Origin of the sequence: Bacillus cereus group sp. BfR-BA-01350, from assembly GCF_022663775.1 — a bacterium.
Taxonomy (GTDB): domain Bacteria; phylum Bacillota; class Bacilli; order Bacillales; family Bacillaceae_G; genus Bacillus_A; species Bacillus_A paranthracis.
In genome coordinates, this window is sequence record NZ_JAKUGD010000001.1 from 773,989 (window position 1) to 792,270 (window position 18,282).

An 18,282-nucleotide genomic window follows, 5' to 3' on the forward strand; every position below is an offset into this window, starting at 1 on the left:
AAAAAGCAAAGAAAAGGACACGAGTTATTTTCCCCGGTTATACAGAGAAGGAAGGAAAGCTGAGAACTTCCTAACGCAGAAAAATAACTTACCACCTTAGAGCTGCACTAGGGAAACGAAGTATCTAGTGCCGTGTAAGCGACGTTATCGCAAAAGAAGCCATTATGTTTTTTGTGATGGGAATCTGGGTGGAACCACGGATATAAGCATATTCGTCCCTATTTTAGGGATGAATATGCTTTTTTGCATTCAATTTCATAATAAGCGAAGAAAAGGACACGAGTTATTTTCCCCGGTTATACAGAGAAGGAAGGAAAGCTGAGAACTTCCTAACGCAGAAAAATAACTTACCACCTTAGAGCTGCACTGGGGAAATGAAGTATCTAGTGCCGTGTAAACGACGTTACCGTAAATGAAGCCATTATGTTTTTTATGATGGGAATCTGGGTGGAACCACGGGTATAAGCACGCTCGTCCCTATTTTAGGGATGAGTGTGCTTTTTATTATGAAATGGAGAGATGAAAAATGAAAGAACAAATGATTGAAATTAAATTTCCAGATGGTAGTGTGAAAGAATTTGTAAAAGGAATTACTTTAGAAGAAATTGCGGGATCCATTAGCAATAGTTTAAAAAAGAAAGCAGTCGCTGGGAAAGTAAATGATGAGTTATATGATTTACGCCGTAATATTGAAGAAAATGCGGAAGTAGAAATCATTACTTTAGATTCAGATGAAGGTGTAGAAATTGCAAGGCACTCTGCGGCACATATTTTAGCGCAAGCTATAAAAAGAATTTATGGTAATGTAAACCTTGGTGTAGGACCGGTTATTGAAAATGGGTTTTATTATGATATGGATCTTCCAAGTAGTGTAAATGTAGAAGACTTACGAAAAATCGAAATAGAAATGAAAAATATTATAAAAGAAAATTTAAAAATAGAACGAGTTGAGGTTTCTCGAGAAGAAGCAGCAAAACTATTTCAAGAAATGAATGATCGTTTGAAATTAGAACTTTTAGAAGCAATCCCTGATGAGGAAAGTGTAACACTATATAAGCAAGGTGAATTTGTAGATTTATGTAGAGGGCCACATTTACCATCTACAGGTTATTTGAAAGCATTTCAATTAACTCACGTTTCCGGTGCATATTGGCGAGGAGATAGTAATAATCAAGTGCTTCAGCGTATATATGGTGTTGCATTCTCTTCCCAGAAAGAATTAGAAGAGTATTTACATTTCGTTGAAGAAGCAGCCAAAAGAAACCATCGTAAGTTAGGCAATGAACTGGAGTTATTTATGTTTTCTGAAGAGGCTCCGGGAATGCCGTTTTATTTACCGAAAGGCCAAATTATTCGTAATGAATTAGAAGCTTTTTTAAGAGAAATTCAAAAAGAATATAATTATCAAGAAGTACGCACTCCATTCATGATGAACCAAGAAGTATGGGAAAGATCAGGGCACTGGGGACATTATAAAGATAATATGTATTTCTCAGAAGTAGATAATAAGAGCTTTGCATTAAAGCCAATGAACTGTCCTGGCCATATGTTAATGTTCAAAAATAAATTACACTCTTATCGCGAATTGCCAATCCGTATGTGTGAGTTCGGTCAAGTGCATCGACATGAATTTAGCGGTGCATTAAATGGATTATTAAGAGTTCGTACTTTTTGCCAAGATGATGCACATTTATTTGTAACTCCAGAACAAATTGAAGATGAAATCAAATCTGTAATGGCGCAAATCGATTATGTATATAAAACTTTTGGATTTGAATATGAAGTAGAACTTTCTACTCGTCCAGAAGATTCAATGGGTGATGATAAGTTATGGGAGCAAGCAGAAGCGTCATTAGAAAACGTATTACAATCATTAAATTATAAATATAGACTAAATGAAGGTGACGGTGCATTTTACGGGCCGAAAATTGACTTCCATATTAAAGATGCTTTAAATAGAAGTCATCAGTGCGGAACAATCCAGCTAGATTTCCAAATGCCAGAGAAGTTTGATTTAAATTATATAGATGAGAAGAATGAAAAGAAAAGACCAGTTGTCATTCACAGGGCAGTATTAGGATCTTTAGATCGTTTCTTAGCGATATTAATTGAGCACTTTGGAGGCGCATTCCCGGCATGGGTAGCGCCAGTTCAAGTGAAGGTCATTCCAGTTTCGAATGCAGTCCATGTACAATACGCAGATGAGGTTGCGGATAAATTAGCACAAGCTGGTGTTCGTGTCGAACGAGATGTACGAGATGAAAAATTAGGATATAAAATTAGAGAAGCACAAATGCAAAAAATTCCTTATGTACTTGTTATTGGGGATAAGGAAATGGAGAACGGAGCTGTAAATGTACGTAAATATGGGGAAGAAAAATCAGAAGTTGTTGAACTAAATGGATTTGTGGAAAGTATGAAAGAGGAAATAAATAATCGGAAATAGAGTTTAAAGAGAAAACACACCAATTCATAATGGTGTGTTTTCTTTTTTACCTTACAAAAATGTAAGGTAAATGTAAGCGAAATCGAAGGAACGAGTTGTAGAAAGATGAGAATATGAAGTAGGAAATAGGTTCATGTTATCTGTATAACCTTTTTAGTTTGAAGAATTAAAAAATTCTTAAGAATTTACATGAGAAAAAGATAAGAAATGTGTGAGAAATTAAATTTATACAAAAGGGATGGAGTGAAAGAGATGTCAACAAATGTAGTTACTGTAGAAAGTGTAGAAAAAACGTATGGGAAAAGAAATGAGAATCAGTCAAAAGCATTAAGGGGCGTATCATTAAATATTAAAGAAGGGGAATTCGTCGGGATTATGGGTCCTTCTGGGTCTGGAAAAACGACTTTACTTAATGTGATTAGTACATTGGATCAAGCGACAGGTGGAAGTGTGACAATAGCTGGTACAAATATTACTTCTATGAAGGGGAATGCATTGTCAGATTTTCGATCTCAAAAATTAGGATTCATCTTTCAAGATTTTAACTTACTTGAAAACTTATCAATTTATGAAAATATCGCTTTACCACTTTCTCTGCAAGGCGTACCTTCAAGTGAAATTACTGGAAAGGTGGACGAAGTTGCGAAGAAATTAGGGATTACTGAAATTTTAACAAAATATCCAACTGCTGTTTCTGGTGGGCAAAAGCAAAGAACAGCGGCAGCACGAGCTTTAGTACATAATCCAGCAATCGTATTAGCAGATGAACCGACAGGAGCGCTTGATAGTAAAAATGCAAAAAGCTTATTAGAAGCGATGCAAGATTTACATGAAAATCACAATGTAAGTATTTTGATGGTGACACACGATGCATTTAGTGCCAGTTATTGTGAACGTATTTTATTTATTCAAGATGGTCTTTTATATAAAGAATTAAAGCGTCAAGGAACGCGAGAAAGTTTCTATCAAGACATTTTAGGTGTGCTCGCTCATATGGGCTCAGCTGCTGAGTCTAAGTAGGGGGCGAGACTATGTTATTCAAATTATCACGTCATAGTATGAAAAAGATGTTAAAAGATTATATGGTTTTACTTATCGGTCTCGTTATTAGCATTAGTATTTTCTACATGTTCCAAACGATGGCGATGAATAGTGAATTTACGAAAGATAATAGTCTCATTAGTAGTATTAGACTCGTATTTTGGGTAGGTGCAATACTATTATCTTTCATTACTGTATTTTATATTATATATGCCAATTCTTTCTTACTCACATTAAGAAGAAAAGAACTCGGTATGTACATGATGCTTGGTGCGAAAAAGAAAAAAGTAGCACAATTATTATTTATTGAAACATTCGGTATGGGTATTGTTAGTATTATTATCGGGATTTTAGTAGGGATGTTACTAGCAAGTGTAGCAGGAAACTTTTTAATGAATGGTATGGAAATTTCAGCAAAGGGTAGTTATTCATCTGTATATACACCAGCAATCATAGTTACAGCTATTTTCTTTTTAGTACTATTTTTTATTACTGGTTTAATGAATAGCATCCGTTTATTACGTAAAACAGAATTAGAATTAATACGTGAAGATGAAACACTAGATGAAGTGAAGAAAAGTAAAACTCGCATTATTATAATGACTGTACTTGGTGTATTACTAGTAAGTACAGGGTACTATTTTATGATTAACGTAAAAATATATGCTGAATTTGGTTTTATAATAGCGACAATCGTTACAACGCTTGGAACATATTTTATCTTTAGTTCATTGCTCCCATTTTTTGTGATGAAAATTAAAGGGAATAAAAAGCGAAATGAAACGGGCTTAAATAGTTTTACATATGCACAGCTACGCTTTCGAGTAAATAGTTTATCGAGAGTATTAGGTACTGTAGCAATGTTAATTGCATTAGGAGCAGGTGCGATGACAGCAGGTATGGCGTTCCAAAAAAATGTAGGTATTATGACAGACTTCTCACGTGTGTATGATGTCGTAATTCATGATCCAAATGAAGAAGATACAGCTGCATTAAAAGAAATGGAAATTGTGGAAGAAAGCAAGTACAAGTATAAAGTAGATGGAGAAGCGGTTTATTACTTACGTAACGATTTAACTGCGAAACCGCCACTTGTTTCAGACCACTTTGATACAAAAACTTTAAAAGAGCCTGTTCGTAAACGTGTGACTGAACCTTTAACTGAACCTGTATATTCTGCTTTAGAGGCTCCTGAATTAGCAAAATTCCCTCGTATGCCGAGAGATTGGGAAGATGCAATTGTAAGAGAAATACAAATTACACATAATCAATTTAACGGAAAACCTGTAAGAATTGCAGATGAAGCACATTATAAAGGAATTCAAGGAACAGAACACACTGTAATATTAGCAAAAGTAGATGATATGAAAAAGTATAAACCGTTGTTGATCGAAATAGATAAGAGACAAAAAGAACAAATTGAAAAAACAACAGGTGCAAAAGTAGACTTATTTACGAAAATGACAATTTATCAATTTATGAACAGTTTCATGAGCGGAACGATGTTTATGGGATTTTTCCTCGGAATTGCCTTTTTAGCAATGATGGCAAGTTCCCTTATGTTCAAAATATTAACAGGTGCTTCTCGTGATGTACGCCGTTATGAAATGTTACGAAAAATCGGTGTGAGACGTAGTATGTTAACGAAAAGTATATATAAAGAAATTTCATATTTATTTATCTTCCCAGCAATTATTGGAATTTCCCACGTGTTAGTAGGGCTAAACTTATTTAGCTTCATATTAGTTGACCCGTTTGTAAAAGTGTGGGTGCCAATTGGGATTTTCTTAGTCATTTATTTCATCTATTACTGGATAACAGTTCAATTGTATAAAGGAATGGTAATGCCGAAAGAAGAAGTAGCTAAATAGTTTATGAAAAGAGTCCTTGTTTGAAAACAAGGGCTTTTTTCTATATTTGTAATACATGTGATTAAGTTTTTCTACTACCTACTAAGGTGAAGAAACTGAAGTTACCGTTTTATTTCCTTATGGGGAAATATGACTATAATACTTCATTTCATGCGGCAAAAGCATATTTTGATACGATTGAAGCAGAGAAAAAAGAATTTATTACTTTTGAAAAATCCGCGCATTATCCGCAATTTGAAGAGAAGGAAAAGTTTTATGAGTGGATGTCCGATACATTTGTAAAATAAATAAAGTGTATCCAAACTATAGAGAATTAAAAAGTTAGCGAGATATATCATTACATGAAGCGAAGTTAAATAAAAAAGACTCTTGTATAGATAACAAGAGTTTTTTTTATTGTTCTTTATATAGAAGGAAAAGATTGGATAATGGTCGAAAAATATAATGTAACTTCCAAGAAATGACTGAAATAATACTATTTTGTCGAGAGAAAGGATACGAAGGATGAAAGAAATGCTACAGTTATTTCGCAACAAAGTGTATGCACGCTTTTTTCTAGCAAATATTTTAGAGCGACTCGGTTCTATGATTGCTGGAATTTCTTTAATGTTTTATTTGCTAGATCAATACGGAAAACAACCAGTTTACGCAACGATGACACAAATTATGATTGCATTACCTGCATTAATCTTTTTTCTATTGGTAGGAACAGTAGTGGATCGATTTGATAGACAACGTATATGTACAGTAAGTAACATATGTTGCTCGCTCTGTAATATTGGAATCCTAATTTCGCTTTATTACGGGATGATTATACTCGTCTTTATATTTTTATTTTTGGAAAATGCATGTATACAATTTTTCTCTCCATCAGAACAGTCGATGATACAGGGTGTAGTTGAATCCGACCAATACGGTGCAGCAGCAGGTGTGAATCAAATGGTGAATAGTTTGTATGCTTTGTTTGGTGTAGGAATTGCAACGATAGTGTACTGGACTTTTGGAATATACGGGAGTATTTTAGTAAATACGCTCACTTTTATTATGAGTGGTATTTTAATTCAAACAATCTCCATTCCAGAAAAAGTGCGTTTGCCAAACGGTATAACAAAATGGAAAGAAGTTAATTTGAAAATGTTAATAACAGAGTTTCAAGAAGGGATCAAGTATATATACCAAAATGAAACTTTAAAAAAATTACTTTTAGGATTTATCGTATTTGGTTTATTAAATGGTATTTTAAGCGTATCTACTACCTACATATTAAAATACAAATTGGCACCAGCAACGTATGAAAGTTTAGCAATGGTGGGTGGTGTAGTTGGGGGTATTTCATTACTAATTGGAAGCATAGTAGCAACGAGTATAGGTAAGAAATATGCACCAAAATCTATTATAGTTTTTGGTATGGCAGGCTCAGGAGTCTTCTTTGGTATGTGTTACTTTGTAAATTACGTATGGTCTTTTTATGTATGTATCGCTTTAGCGACTTTCTTTTTACCGTTTATTAATGTTGCAATATCGGGCTGGATGTATGAAATTGTAGAAGAGTCATTCATGGGGCGTGTACAAAGCTTGCTTAGTCCATTAACGACAGGATTCCAGCTTTTATCTCTCGGTGCGATAGCGATGTTATTCCCAAAATGGATTCTTGCAGATACATTGTATATTATTTTATTTGGTTTATTATTGTTTGTTACATGTTTATATCAAGCTATTCTACCAAGTGGGCAAAAGCAAGTACATGCAGTAGCTAAAGAGATGTGATATATTTAGTTTTTTATTTCTGAATATTCTACCGTATGGTAAGGGGAAATTGTTATGTTGATGCGAATGGTTAAGTGGTGTGGGATTACTTGTTTACAACTAGTAGCTGCAATCTTATGTATACTCTGCCTAGGTGCACTACCGCGTTTATTTAAGGGGTTGCAAATTGATTTAATCGGTTTTTGGAACACGATTGTATTTCTTGGAGGAAAGTTACTTCAACCGGGTGAAATTACATATGGATTTCGGGACTCAAGAAAATTATTTCCGCAAATATGGATTCATTATATTGAAACGATGATTGTATTTCTTTCAGCTTTTTTATTCTCGTTGCTTATAGCGTATATACTTGTCGTTTGGGTATTACAGCGTTCTCATATGAAACAGAAAATGTGGAACGGGATTTTTCTTACGCTTGAGAGTATACCAGATATATTACTTATTTTATTATCGCAACTTCTTGTCGTAATTATGTTTCAAAAAACAGGATTTATGCCGATCAAACTGGCTGGATTAGGGGAAGAAAGGATACGTTTGTTACCAATTATATGTCTTACAATACCAACAACATTATTGTTTATTAAACTGTTGTTATTACGGTTTAAAGAAGAATTAGAGAAAGATTATAGTTTGTTTGCCAAGAGTAAAGGGCTAAGCTTACGGTATATTTTGACACATCATATTTCAAGAAATGTTTTATTAACGACAATTTATTACGCGAAAACAAATATTTTATTTATGCTTTCCAATTTATATATTATTGAATGGATATTTAATACATATGGTATGTTTGTTTTTGTGAAAGAAAATTCAAAATTAGAAATATTTACGGTGAGTCTAGTAATATTATACGTACCGCTTTTTATACTATTTCGTATATTACATACGCTTTTACAAAATGTTATAAAGGAGCGTGTGTAACATGTGGCAAGTTGTAAAAAGAGATGTGAGATTTTGGATAGGTATTACTTTTTTGAGTGTACTAATGATTGTTAGTATTGGATATACGGTGTTTTTTGATGGGACTATTCGTGAACTTACGATGATGTATAACGAAAAAGGGGAACTAGAGGCAGCTCCATTTGCACCATCAAGTAAATTTTGGTTTGGAAGTGATGTGAAAGGTCGTGACCTTGTTCAATTAATAATAGAAGGTGCAAAATGGACAGTTGGTGCAAGTATAATTATAGCGATTTTACGAGTTATAGTTGGAGGGGGAATTGGTTTATTTCTTGGTATGTATGGTAAACGTTCTTTTCCAGTTATTTCATCCTTTTTTGATCCTTTTAGTATTGTACCGATGGTTATGATTTCTTATTTTATGTTAAATGAAGTATTAACGTTTGATAGTGGAGCAGAAGTTGTGCCGTTATATTTGCGTGTGGCATTTCAAATTATAGTTCTTGTATGTCTCGCTGTACCAACAGTGATGTTGTATGTAGCGCAAGAAGTAAAACGTATTAAGAAAGAAGAATTTATGTTGGCAGCCACTGTGCTCGGCGGTAGTAAGTGGCAGAGGTTGAAGCGCCATATATGGCCTCATATGTTACCACCATTTCTTTTATTAGTAGCACAACAATTTGTAAGTACGTTATTACTTCTTTTACATCTTGGTTTGTTACAATTATTTTTTGGCGGAACAATAACCTTCAGTGGAATGGATCCAGATAGTGTAACAAAAGAATGGACTGGCCTAATTGGTCAAAACTTCCGCCATTTAACTACACATACATGGATTGTACTTATACCGATTGCTTTTTATAGTATGACAATTCTCGCAGGAAATCTAGTTAGTAATAGTATGCAAGATGCGATTAAGTTAGGAAATACGAGAAGGCCAGAGCGGAAAGGTAGAGAAGTGCAAGCAGAGAAACAAGTACAACCAACTACGAATGACTTTTCTTTTTATAGAGAGATACAAAAATAAAAAGATAGCTGAAAGCAACTTGTTTTCAGCTATCTTTTTCTGTTTATAGTGGTGGTAAATCAATCTTACCTTCTTCAAATAATTCTTTTATCATATGCTTCGTATAACCAGCGGCTTGACCAAATGTGATTTTTGCTGGCATTGGTGCTTCGTTAGCATCTACAACTACGTCAATAATACACGGTTTATTTTGTTTTACTGCATTTTCGAAAGCGGGAAGTAGTTCATCTAAATTCTCAACACGGTATCCAATACCTCCACAAGCCTCTGCATATTTTGCAAAATCAGGGTTCGTTAAGTCTGTTTCGAATTCGATATTACCCATCACTTCTTGCTCGAATTTAATCATCGCAATTTTATTATTGTTTAATACGACGACAACGATTGGTAATTTATATTTTACAGCTGTTACGAAGTCATTCATCGTCATTCCAAATCCGCCATCACCACAAACTGCAAATACTTGTTTATCCGGGAATGCAATTTTTCCAGCAAGAGCACCAGGTAAACCGCAACCAAGTGTTGCGAGCCAGCTAGAAATGACAAATTGCTGGTTTGTCATACGGAAGTGCCTTGCGGTCCATACTGTTACATTTCCGACATCGACTGATAGAATTGCGTTATCATGTGCTACTTGCTGCAGAGCATGCATAACGCGTTGTGGTTTAATTGGAATGGAAGAGTCTTCTTCTTGATCGTGTAATTTTTCTTCCCACTTTTTCATCATGTCTTGGTGATGTTCTAAGAAGGAATGGTCTGTGTGTTCTTCAACATTTTCAATTAACCATCGTAATGTTTTATCAGCATCACCAGCTAAGCCGATATCTGTTACATACCGTTTTCCGATTTGGGCAGGATCAGTATCGATATGAATTGTTTTTGCTTTTTCAGGTAAGAAACCGGTGAAAGGATAGGAAGTACCAACCATAATTAAAGTATCTGCATGTTTCATTGCATCATAAGAAGGTTTCGTTCCAATTAATCCTAACCCACCGATACAAAGTGGATGTTCATCAGGGATAATCCCTTTAGCTGGTAATGTAAGTACGATTGGAGCACCAATGTGTTCTGCAAATGTAAGTAAAGATTCTCTTGCATGTTTCGCACCTTTTCCAGCTAAAATAACAGGCTTTTTCGCTTCATTTATTGCGAGTATGGCAGCATGTAAATCTTCTTCTTGCGGAAATAACTCAGGTAATGTAAAAGAAGTATTTGTAACACGAGCACCATTCTTTACTTCGAATTTCGGAACATCATCCGGAATTGTAAGAACAGATACACCTTTTTTCGTATAAGCCATTCGAATTGCTTGATTCACGACAGCAGGTAGCTGTTCTGCCGACATAATGCGCTGGTTATAAACCGCGACATCATCGAACAATCTTTCTAAGTTTACTTCTTGGAAAAAATCCGTACCGAGTAAATCGGTTTCTACTTGACCTGAAATTGCTAGAACAGGGGCTTTATCGAGTTTCGCATCATATAAACCATTTAATAAATGTATAGCACCGGGCCCTGCGATTGCCATGCAAACGCCGAGTTTTCCTGTTAACTTAGCATAGGCAGCTGCTGCTAGTGCGCCAGCTTCTTCATGGCGTACTTGAATAAATTTGATTTTATCTTGTTTTTTTCTTAAAGCTTCAATTATAGAATTGATAGAATCTCCAGGCATTCCGTAAATGTGTTCTACGCCCCAGTCAATTAATAGGTCAACTAGTGCTTCACCGGCTGTTTTCCCAAACATAATTTTTCCTCCTTATAATTAGGTAGATACTATTATGTTTTGAAGAAAAAGGAAAAATATACAATTGATAATATTTTTAGTTTTAATGATGACCAGTGAATAGTGTAAATACTGTTATTAGTAAAAATCCACCTGTTGCCCACGTTAGAAATGAAAAGAAAGATAGCTGTTTCTTTGCCTTCCAAAGCATTTCATGAATTGTAACATAGCCAAGTGAACCGATAGCACTTCCCATAATGAGTCCTTGCAGGTGAAGAGCTTTTCCTTCCATCAAAATACCAAAAACTGTACCAGTACCGAGAATAAGAGAAAGTAATAAAGTTGTTAATAAAAAGGAAATATATTTATGCTTTGTAAAGAGAAAGGGGATAATTAAAGCTAATCCTTCTGGAATATGGTGAATGACGATTGCCATTAAAAAGGGAATGGCAGAGTCTGCATAATTAATAAAAGCTGTACCTAAAGCAAAGCCACTTGGTAAATTATGAATAAATATAGCGAAAGAGAGGAAAAGGAAAGTTTGCCAAGCTTGTTGATCTTTTTTATGTATCATTGGATGATGACAATAGTTATCTAATAAGCTCATAACTAAAATGCCGATAGCTATACCAAGTATAGGACCAATTATTTCATAGCTTAAAAATGTTTCAGGAATAATTTCAAGGGATAAAAGCCCAAGCAAAATCCCTCCACATAATGCGTATAAACGGTGCATCTTTTCTTCAATTAGCTGGCGTGTAGCAATGCCAACAGCACCGCCTAATAGTAATCCACTAAATGAAAAAAACGTAACAATCATTGGAATCCATAATCGTTCCATCGTATCACACTCCGATTCTTCCACCTTATTTTTAGCTTACGAAAAGGAAAGTTAGATTAGTCCAAGTAATTGTGTTTGATTATAGAGAAAAAACTAACGATTCGTTATAATTTATATATTAAATTTAAGTGTAAATATGAAACGAGGAATAATTTTGCAAACAAAATGGAGTCTATCTGAATACGAAAATCCAAAACGATATGATATAGAAAATAAGAGTCTGTCAGATTTTCCGTTCTTACTATCATGGGCACAAAAACTACATATACAAAATGAATGGATTTTAGATATTGCCTGTGGAACAGGAAGGGTTACAATTCCCTTTATAGAGAAAGGATATCAAACGATTGGTGTAGATATACATGAAGGTATGCTTGCTGAAGCGAAGAAAAAAACTACGGATTGTAAGAAGGTAAAATGGTTACAACAAGACTGTTTACAATTAAGCATGAATGAAACGATTCCGTTTGCATTTATGGTGGGGCACGGATTCCAGCATTTCCTTACGAATACAGATCAAAATAAGTTATTAACATCTATTCATCATGTGTTAGCAGAGAATGGTATATTTATATTCGATACACGCTTTCCTTCAAAAGAAGAATTAATACAGCCTTCTACAGAAGAATATTGGACAACAATTAGTGATGAAAAGGGGAGGAAATGTGATCTATATACTGAAATGACATATGATTCAATTCAGCAAATACAGCACTACATAACAACAAGAAAGTTTTATGAGGGGGATACGCTAGTAGAAGAACTAAAAACACCGATTGATCTTCGCTATACGTATCCTCAGGAGTTAGAAAGATTACTAGTAGCGAATGGTTTTGAATTATTACATATATATAATGATTGGGAAGGAAATGAGTTAGGGGAAGATTGCTATTCAATGGTAGTTGTTTGCCGGAAGAAATAATAGAATGGTTTAAAAGTATGAGTGTAAAGTATTTAATATGTTAGATGAAAAAAATTTAAAAAGATAATAATTGAAGAGAGTGTTTTTAAATGGAGGGATTTGTTATGCAGCAAATTAAAAAAATAGGAAACTCATTTTGGTATATGACACCAGTTTCTGAAACAGATAGACCTATATTAGGAATGGTCATTGGAAAAGAAAAAACGTTAATGATCGATGCAGGGAATTCAGAGGAACATGCACAATTATTTTTAGAAATGTTAAAAGAAAAAAATGTATCACATCCTGATTTCGTAGCATTAACGCATTGGCATTGGGATCATATTTTTGGATTGTCTATACTACAAGATGCATTGTCCATTGCACATTCTGAAACGAAAAAAGAGATGAGTACACTTGTTTCTTATGAATGGACAGATGAAGCATTGGATGCACGTGTAAAAAAAGGTATTGAAATTGAGTTTTGTGCGGATTGTATCAAAAAAGAGTTTAATGAAAAAGCGAGAAATATTAAAATTATCCCTCCAACTTTAACATTCGAGAATCAACTTGAATTGGACCTTGGTGAAGTGACCTGCGTGTTAAAACATGTGGGCGGGGATCATGCACATGATTCAGTTGTTATGTATATAAAAGAAGAAAAGATATTGTTTTTAGGAGACTGTCTATATGCAGATATTTTTTCTTCTAAGTGGAACTATACGACGAAAAGAACGTTTAAATTAATAGAAGAATTGGAGAAATTCGATGCTGAAACTTATATTCTTTCTCATGGGGAAGCAATAGATCGAGCTGAATTTTTACAAGAAATTCATTTGCTAAAAACAGTAGGAACTTATACAGAAGCTCATAAAGGCGATGAAGAGAAGATAAAGGCAGCATATAAACAAGAGCTAGATAGAGAATTAAATGAAGATGAATTAGAAACAATAACGTATTTTGTCAATGGTTATGAAATGGTGAATCTATAAAATACAACTTTAATCAAATAATTTTAGACTACATAAAAAGAGTATTGAAAGTTAATTCAATACTCTTTTTAATATTAAGTTCCAACCAATTTCCAATTATTTTTTACTACGTACAATTTGAAGCTACACCATTTTTTTGTTGTTTATATACAGAAGCTTTTAAGTAGAGACTTTCTTTGCTAACCGAGTTATATAGTCGAAAAATTGATCGTGGTTTACATCATAAACAACATGTACCGGCCGCCCATCATCAGTTTCCACTGTACGTCCTTGGCTTGGTCCGTATGTATGGACGATACTATTGATCGTTTGTACTTTTGCTAGGTCAGCTTTCCCAACAAAGGCAGCAGTTAATACATCCCACAAATAGTAGGTAGAGTTCTTTGCAAAGTGAACGAGAGGGGGAACAATTGCATAACATTGACCAAGGAAATCAATACCGATATACTTTCGCTCTTTTGCCCATTGTTCACGTATGTCTATAGTTAGGGGAACTTGGTTTGTACTCTCTAGAGTTACTAAATCGATTTCTATATTTGCTTCCCATACGCGAGCTACTGCTTCAGGGTCCCAAAATGAATTCCACTCGGCTGTTCCATCATGTTCAGGTTCATGTACATTGCCTGCAGTACGAAATGTACCGCCCATCCAAACTAAACGTTTAATTTTATTTTCGATTATAGGTGCTTCATATAGTGCACGGGCTAAATCGGTAAGAGGACCTGTAAATAATAAAGTTGTTTTCTCTTCAGTTTGTAGAAGAGTCTCAATTAAATGATGATGCGCAGGCTTTGCTGCTACGTGCGTTGCAATTTTTCCAGACTCATTTAAAATGGGTAAAGCATCTACATAAAATGCATGCATCCGCCAATCTTTTGGAAACGGATTTTTTCCACGAGAATTAGAAGCTGCTACCTCAATAGTATTTTTGCCGAAGCGATCAATAATTTTTCGGCTTGCAGACATTGCTGGTTCTAAATAGCAATCTGCTGGGATAACTGAAACACCTGTAAGTTCTACATTATCCATTTGGAGTAATAAAAATAGTGAAACTAAATCATCTACACCACCATCATGATTGAAGTACACTTTTTTCATCATTGTAATCTCCATTCTCTAATATTTAACTAGAAATTAAATTTTCATTTTGGAAAAATCATTGATTATTTCTACTACCTCAATTTTTCCATTAATCAATAGCTCAGGTAATTCGTTTTTGCTATTTCCTTTCCAATACTCTCTAGCTTGTTCTATTTTTTGAGAGAAAGGAATCCCATCTTCTTTCGGTAAAAGGTTACCGTCACCTTCAAAAGAACTTCCAATTACTCGTAGTTTAACAATTTGTAAAACTTCTCGATTGTAAGAGTCAAATAATGCTTTCCATTTTAAAGCATCTTCATAGCTTTTAGCAGCATATAAACAAGACAATCTTGACGGATAATTAGGATATTCTTGTAGTCTAACCATTTCCACAATCGTTTCTCTAATGGCTCTAATTGTTTGATCCATGTAATTCATAACGACTGTAGCATTTTCATTCTTTATATGTAATTCTTCATTTGTATAATGTTCTTTTAAAATTTGTATAGAATCTTCACCACTAGAATTTAAATGTTTTCTTTCAAAAAAGAAGTGGAATAGCGTATTAGTTTGATTTTTATTAAATTGAATGTTTTGTCCGATCTTCATTTTTTTCCTTGTTACGATATGATATACGAAAAATCCTTGTTCATTCATGGTTCTCCTCCTAGTAGTAATGTTTCAATTTAGTAATTCAACATTGAAATATATAAAACCTTTATAAGTAAAAGTGAGAATTTGAGTTGAAAGCAAAGAAAATATATGAAAACGTTTTAAATTTGTTCACAAAATGTTCACTTACGAAGAGGTTTCCAATATCGATATAATGACAAAGACTCAAAGAGAAAGGATGATGAATTTTGCCAACAACAAGAAAGGAAAACCTCCAATTTGGTATGATGATGTGCCTTGGGATGGTTATCGTAATGACGTTTTACAATTTACTAACGAATGGATCAGGAGGGCCAATTCATATTAAGGAGATTGCATTAGAACTACTAATTGGATTTATTATTGCGCTATTAATTGAAATATGTATCGTTGGACCTTGTGCGAAAAAAATTGTATTCATGTTGCCATTTGATAAATCGAAAAAAGTAAATATTATTATTGCGATGGCGACAGCTATGGTTATTGGAATGGTTTTCTTCATGTCGTTTTATGGAATGGCAATGATGTATTTTCATAATGGATTACATGGTGAATCTTTTGTTTCAATGTATTTCTCGATTTTTATTAAAAACTTCATTATGGCGTATCCATTACAATTAATTATTATGGGGCCGCTTGTGCGTTTCTTATTTGGAAAGTTTATTTTGAAGAATAAAGCTGTAAAAGTAGCGTAAATAAATTTGTATTATCTAATTATAAAAATTATATAATGTTAAATGTGGTCTATTGAAAGATTGTAGCATGCATAATGAAGATAATCTAAATCATACGTTTAGTTAGGTGAAAACATTATGAAAATTAAGAAGGTATTATGAGTCAAAAAAATATAAGTAGAGCTATGTGTGAAAAAGAGATTTTAAAGTAAAACAGTGACATATAAAAAGAGGGGTGCAAATGCAACCCTCTTTTTACATTCTATAAGCTTTACCGTGCCAAAGAATATGGTATATGTAAGAGTCTTGATAGGTTTATTGCTTGGATTGAACCAACTTAAAAAAGGATTGTACGTTTTGTGGGCTTGAAAAATTATCAAAGACAATAAAATCGTCTCCATGGTTCATGGTTATTTTTTTGATAAAGGGAATTGCAGACATCTCTAATACAACCCCATCCGTATGACTGAAATCTTCTATTTCAGTATATTTGAATTCCCATTTTAGTCCTTTTCCAAACATAGCATCAGAACAGAACAATAATCTTTTATTTGTAGCAGCTAAAATGCCAGATCTACTGATATAACCAAAATTTATTACGCAGTAGAGTGTAGAAAGAATATCTTCTTCACTGTTTAAGTGTTCTTTTATTGTTCCTAGATTCGCCTTCATGAGCAGGCCCCCTTATTATTGTAAGTAAAGTGTTGTTAAATTTATTTTATCATATATTAACATTTTGAAATTTGTATTATTGAATTTTAGTTGAGGGATGAAAAGGGAAAGAGAATTCTTTTTAGTTTCTAGTACAATAAAGTAAGGAGAATATGAATAGAAATTAAAATATTACTAAATATACGTAACTAATGAATACAATGTCTTTTTCAGTTATTAAGTTGTAAATCATTTTATGATAAAATCTTTTACATAATTTAATAAAGGGGTAGTATTCAATGGGGTATTTCTCAAATGGTTTATTAGTTTTGTTTGTGCTTATCGTATGTAGTTGTATAATTTTTGGTTAATAATATAATGAGAGTCTTATATAAAAGAAGTTATCTCAAGTGAGATAACTTCTTTTTATTTTATGTTGAGAAGGAATTCTATTTTTCTTATTGAAGTTTGTTCTAGTTATTTTCACGTCAATCGCAATTTTCATAAGGGGCATTTTATGGAACATTAACAAACTATAGAATAAGGAGTATTTACATGAAAAATAGTATACACTACACAAGTGAACATCCTACAAAATTTAATGAATTATTAGCTTTATATGAATCTTTAGGATGGAATTCTCTTAAATTAACAGTGAATGAATTAGAACAAATGTGTAAACAAAGTTGGTATGCAATATATGCATTTAAAGAGGAACAATTAATTGGGATGGGGCGTGTTATATCCGATGGAGTAATAACAGGCGTTATTTGTGGTGTATGTGTAATGCCGGAGTATCAGTATATTGGTATTGGAAAAGACATAGTGAAACGATTAATCCATCACTGCGAACAAAACAAGGTTATTCCGCAACTTATGTGTGTGGAAAAATTGCAATCTTATTATGAATCTATAGGGTTTGAAGCATTCTCTATTGGGATGACAAAACATATTATGAGATAGCGGTGCTTTATATTTTCAGTTTACTCGTACATATTTTCAAACTTCAGTTATAAAGGAGAATTGCTGTATGGAGATTGCTAAAGGAGTAGAAATGTTACAGCTTGAGTTTCAAGAATTTATCATTCACCCAATTCTTTTATGGGATGATGAAATGGCAGTTTTAATAGATACTGGTTTCCCTGGACAATTTGAAGATATACAAGTAGAGATGGAGAGAGTTGGGGTATCTGTTGATAAGCTAAAAGTTGTGATTTTGACACACCAGGATATAGATCATATAGGTAGCCTTCCTAATGTATTGGAGAATGGTGTAAGCGATATTAAAGTATATGCGCACGAGTTAGATAAGTCATATATTGAGGGAGATTTACCTTTATTGAAAGATGTACATGTAGAGAATCCACCAAAAGGAAAAGTGAGTGACACAGTGATTGACGGGCAAGAACTTCCGTATTGCGGTGGGATACTAATTCTCCATACTCCAGGGCATACTCCGGGGCATATTAGTTTATATTTGAAACGAAGCAAAATTCTTGTCGCTGGAGACTCGATGTATAGTGTGAATGGAAAGTTAGGAGGAGTTCATGCTCCAACAACTTTAAATATTATGGAAGCACGGCAGTCTTTGAAGAAGTATTTAAATCTAGATATTGAATCTGTAGTTTGTTACCACGGGGGATTAAGTAAGGGGAATATAAAGATTCAACTTCAAAATTTGTAAAAAATGATAAAAAAGCATGTTTGAAGAAATACA

Annotated in this window: 16 protein-coding genes, 1 pseudogene and 2 other annotated features (1 of these 19 only partly in view); of the genes and pseudogenes, 12 read left to right on the forward strand and 5 right to left on the reverse strand. The window is 33.7% G+C overall.

Annotation, left to right across the window (positions count from 1 at the left end):
- Positions 1 to 223, forward strand: a binding site (T-box leader) (it extends 1 nt beyond the left edge of the window).
- Positions 224 to 258: 35 nt separating this feature from the next.
- Positions 259 to 482, forward strand: a binding site (T-box leader).
- 44 nt (positions 483 to 526) lie between these two features.
- The 7 genes and pseudogenes from thrS to MR147_RS03935 all read left to right on the forward strand — a co-directional run bounded on the left by thrS (position 527) and on the right by MR147_RS03935 (position 9,052).
- Positions 527 to 2,446 carry a threonine--tRNA ligase gene (thrS, locus tag MR147_RS03905; protein WP_074610249.1) on the forward strand — a complete coding sequence of 640 codons (1,920 nt, stop codon included), beginning with the start codon at positions 527 to 529 and terminating at the stop codon, positions 2,444 to 2,446.
- A gap of 252 nt (positions 2,447 to 2,698) precedes the next feature.
- Entirely contained in the window at positions 2,699 to 3,466 is a 768-nt protein-coding gene (locus MR147_RS03910; RefSeq protein ID WP_074610251.1) for an ABC transporter ATP-binding protein, read from the forward strand.
- Positions 3,467 to 3,477: 11 nt separating this feature from the next.
- Positions 3,478 to 5,358 carry an FtsX-like permease family protein gene (locus MR147_RS03915; protein ID WP_074610256.1) on the forward strand — a complete coding sequence of 627 codons (1,881 nt, stop codon included), beginning with the start codon at positions 3,478 to 3,480 and terminating at the stop codon, positions 5,356 to 5,358.
- 74 nt (positions 5,359 to 5,432) lie between these two features.
- Positions 5,433 to 5,645 (forward strand): annotated as a pseudogene (locus MR147_RS03920) (alpha/beta hydrolase); the annotation flags it as partial.
- Between the two features lie 208 nt (positions 5,646 to 5,853).
- Positions 5,854 to 7,125, forward strand: coding sequence for an MFS transporter (locus MR147_RS03925; RefSeq protein WP_313897173.1), 1,272 nt, complete (start codon positions 5,854 to 5,856; stop codon positions 7,123 to 7,125).
- A gap of 54 nt (positions 7,126 to 7,179) precedes the next feature.
- Positions 7,180 to 8,046 carry an ABC transporter permease subunit gene (locus MR147_RS03930; RefSeq protein WP_139302900.1) on the forward strand — a complete coding sequence of 289 codons (867 nt, stop codon included), beginning with the start codon at positions 7,180 to 7,182 and terminating at the stop codon, positions 8,044 to 8,046.
- 1 nt (position 8,047) lies between these two features.
- Entirely contained in the window at positions 8,048 to 9,052 is a 1,005-nt protein-coding gene (locus tag MR147_RS03935; RefSeq protein ID WP_074610259.1) for an ABC transporter permease, read from the forward strand.
- Positions 9,053 to 9,095: 43 nt separating this feature from the next.
- On the opposite strand, the gene MR147_RS03940 is transcribed toward MR147_RS03935, so the two are convergent.
- On the reverse strand, positions 9,096 to 10,796 hold the full coding sequence (locus MR147_RS03940) for a pyruvate oxidase (protein WP_074610261.1): 1,701 nt from the start codon (positions 10,794 to 10,796) through the stop codon (positions 9,096 to 9,098).
- An 82-nt stretch (positions 10,797 to 10,878) separates the two neighbouring features.
- Entirely contained in the window at positions 10,879 to 11,616 is a 738-nt protein-coding gene (locus MR147_RS03945) for a ZIP family metal transporter (RefSeq protein WP_074610262.1), read from the reverse strand.
- A 136-nt stretch (positions 11,617 to 11,752) separates the two neighbouring features.
- Between MR147_RS03945 and MR147_RS03950 the strand changes: the two genes are divergently transcribed.
- Together MR147_RS03950 and MR147_RS03955 are read left to right on the forward strand one after the other, a co-directional pair.
- The gene (locus tag MR147_RS03950) at positions 11,753 to 12,538 is read left to right on the forward strand and encodes a class I SAM-dependent methyltransferase (RefSeq protein ID WP_074610264.1); all 786 of its coding nucleotides are present in this window, start codon (positions 11,753 to 11,755) and stop codon (positions 12,536 to 12,538) included.
- Positions 12,539 to 12,642: 104 nt separating this feature from the next.
- A complete protein-coding gene (locus MR147_RS03955; RefSeq protein WP_074610266.1) occupies positions 12,643 to 13,509 on the forward strand; it encodes an MBL fold metallo-hydrolase in 867 nt (288 codons plus the stop codon).
- Positions 13,510 to 13,668: 159 nt separating this feature from the next.
- Here MR147_RS03955 and MR147_RS03960 read toward each other — a convergent pair whose 3' ends face one another.
- Together MR147_RS03960 and MR147_RS03965 are read right to left on the reverse strand one after the other, a co-directional pair.
- Positions 13,669 to 14,610 carry a nucleoside hydrolase gene (locus MR147_RS03960; protein ID WP_139302901.1) on the reverse strand — a complete coding sequence of 314 codons (942 nt, stop codon included), beginning with the start codon at positions 14,608 to 14,610 and terminating at the stop codon, positions 13,669 to 13,671.
- Positions 14,611 to 14,643: 33 nt separating this feature from the next.
- Positions 14,644 to 15,246 carry a DUF2441 domain-containing protein gene (locus MR147_RS03965; protein WP_074610269.1) on the reverse strand — a complete coding sequence of 201 codons (603 nt, stop codon included), beginning with the start codon at positions 15,244 to 15,246 and terminating at the stop codon, positions 14,644 to 14,646.
- Between the two features lie 203 nt (positions 15,247 to 15,449).
- On the opposite strand from MR147_RS03965, the gene MR147_RS03970 reads away from it, so the two are divergent.
- Positions 15,450 to 15,935, forward strand: a complete 486-nt coding sequence (locus MR147_RS03970) for a DUF2798 domain-containing protein (RefSeq protein WP_074610271.1) — start codon at positions 15,450 to 15,452, stop codon at positions 15,933 to 15,935.
- A 294-nt stretch (positions 15,936 to 16,229) separates the two neighbouring features.
- On the opposite strand, the gene MR147_RS03975 is transcribed toward MR147_RS03970, so the two are convergent.
- Complete coding sequence (locus MR147_RS03975; protein WP_000646618.1) at positions 16,230 to 16,586, reverse strand: PH domain-containing protein; 357 nt, start codon at positions 16,584 to 16,586, stop codon at positions 16,230 to 16,232.
- Positions 16,587 to 17,120: 534 nt separating this feature from the next.
- Here MR147_RS03975 and MR147_RS03980 point away from each other — a divergent pair.
- Both MR147_RS03980 and MR147_RS03985 read left to right on the forward strand, forming a co-directional pair.
- Positions 17,121 to 17,528: a GNAT family N-acetyltransferase gene (locus MR147_RS03980; RefSeq protein ID WP_000797949.1), complete on the forward strand. Its 408-nt coding sequence runs from the start codon at positions 17,121 to 17,123 to the stop codon at positions 17,526 to 17,528.
- 67 nt (positions 17,529 to 17,595) lie between these two features.
- The gene (locus tag MR147_RS03985; RefSeq protein WP_000401487.1) at positions 17,596 to 18,249 is read left to right on the forward strand and encodes an MBL fold metallo-hydrolase; all 654 of its coding nucleotides are present in this window, start codon (positions 17,596 to 17,598) and stop codon (positions 18,247 to 18,249) included.
- The last annotated feature ends 33 nt before the right edge of the window (positions 18,250 to 18,282 follow it).